This window comes from Moorena sp. SIO3I8 (genome assembly GCF_010692325.1).
Classification (GTDB): Bacteria; Cyanobacteriota; Cyanobacteriia; order Cyanobacteriales; family Coleofasciculaceae; genus Moorena.
This window is the reverse complement of sequence record NZ_JAAHHW010000294.1, coordinates 1-2,085: the sequence shown is the minus strand read 5'-3', so window position 1 is coordinate 2,085 and position 2,085 is coordinate 1. Positions and strand designations below refer to the sequence as shown.

The following is a 2,085-nucleotide window of genomic DNA, read 5'->3' as shown; positions in this document are numbered from 1 at the left end:
TTTCTCGGAACTCACGAAGTCTTGAGATTGGCTAGCCAAACCAAAATTAAGCCGGTACATTTTATCTCTACTATGTCGGTTTTCTCCTCATCTGCCTATTCTGACAAGCAAGTAATTTTTGAATCAGACTCCCTCGACTATACCCAAGACAACGATGATGGCTACGCTGAAAGTAAATGGGTAGCAGAAAAATTAGTTATGGAAGCTCGTGACCGAGGATTGCCCGTATGTATATACAGGCCAGGGAGAATAACAGGACACAGTCAAACAGGCTTCTGTAATACAGAAGATCTATTTTCTCGAATGATTAAAGGCTGTATCCAGCTAGGAGCAGTGCCAAATCTTGAAGGCGTTTTCAGCGACATAGTACCTGTAGACTATGTAAGTAAGGCGATTTTTAATATATCACAACAGAAAGAATCTCTAGGAAAGGCTTTTCACATGGTCAATCCTAATGACATCTATGTAAACGAGGCTTTCAACATGATCCGTTCTTGGGGATACCCCATTGAACAGATGGATTATGAAAAGTGGCGAACCAAACTAATTTGTCAAACAGAAAATAGCAATGAAAACGCACTGTATCCTCTTTTGTCGCTTTTTTCAGAAGAACTACCAGTAAATGCGGAAATGCCGAGATACGACTGTAAACATACAATACATGGACTAGCTGACACTGATATAGTCTGTCCATCCGTAGATTCCAAATTATTGAACACCTACTATTCTTATTTTAAGAGTAGCGGCTTCTTGAACGCGCCACAGTAGGGCATTCCTTTCCTAGAGGCGCACGCCAGTCAGGTGTCTTGAAGTTCAATGGATTGACTTTGGGGGACGACAAGTCCCCCATAAACTTTTTTCGGTGGTGGTGCATAGTAATGGTATGGGAAGTGTGGGAAAAAATATATATTTTCACCATTACTATGCAGGAGAACCCCCAGCCAAACAACCAAAATTCCTAGTCTGACATTTCAGGGTGCAGAATGTAGGTGTAATTCGATTTTAACTAGCCCAGGGCGATATTTTTCCCTTGCTAGCATCAACCAGGTAGGACAGGAAGCTATCTACTAAAGTCTCCATCGTCTCCTGGCTGATTGCAGGCTTAGAGAAGGGGAAATGCAAAAACATTTTTCCCTCAAAAGTTGTAACATTAGCAAGTACAATACCCCCAAACATGGCTTGTGCTGAAGCAAAACTGATTTCTGAGAGTTCAAATTGACCGTAAACTCTGGGAATATTTACTCGACCAATATTGGAAATAGCCACTGTCTGAGGGGCTTGATCTCGGCGGGTGAGCCCCAACTCGAACATCTTCTTATACATCAAAACTCCGGTGAACATATCGCCACGCTTTAAGCCAACTTCCACTTGTTGTCTCACTTCCCGTGCTAATTTCCAGAAGGAGGTATTTGTGTCGAGAGTGTGAAATGACGTTATGGAGCTAACCAGTAAGACCATGTTTTTATTGTCGATCACTGGTTTCAAGTGTTTACGCAGATCAACAGGAATCCAACAGGACACATATTTTTTCTTTCCTGATCCGATTTTTATGGCTGTGGCAAATATCAGCGCCGCACATAAAGCAGCTTGTACTGTTGTCTTTTCTTGACGGCAACGTAGAATCAGCTCTTTGGTAACCTCCGCATCTAACTGTCTATAAACATTGCCAGTACGTCGTAACTCAAGAGGTACAGTCTTCTCAAAACTCAAGCCTTTTGGTTGGCGCCAAATATTTTTGAACAGAAGTCGCAGAATAAACAACAGCTTGTTGATATTACCCCTAAAGCCTTTTGTTGATGGAGGTAATAACTCATCTACAGGGGGAAGTTTCGGTAAGTTAGGCACTGGCACGACTGGTTCACCAGAGATAATTTTCGAGCAGTAGGTCAAGATTTCTGAATATAACTCGATACTCGATAAAGCATCTGAGATGGCGTGGTTTATTTTGATAATCAGATAGCTAGGATTGTTTTCAGAGTACTCCCGCCCTTGCACAAGTACAGCTCGCAATAGCACTTCACTACTCTCAATTTGGGTGTTTAGTTCTTCTAGAAGGGTTTCTTGCCATTGTCTAGAGTTTTGCGA

General features: G+C 42.0%; 2 protein-coding genes. One reads left to right on the top strand and one right to left on the bottom strand.

Annotated features, from left to right (window positions below; all coding sequences use genetic code 11):
- Positions 1–768 (top strand): thioester reductase domain-containing protein (locus F6K51_RS36330; protein WP_293030781.1); only part of this gene is annotated, 768 nt, incomplete at its 5' end.
- A 234-nt stretch (positions 769–1,002) separates the two neighbouring features.
- Here F6K51_RS36330 and F6K51_RS36325 read toward each other — a convergent pair.
- Positions 1,003–2,085: alcohol acetyltransferase (locus tag F6K51_RS36325; protein WP_293030778.1), on the bottom strand; the 1,083-nt coding region annotated here is incomplete at its 5' end.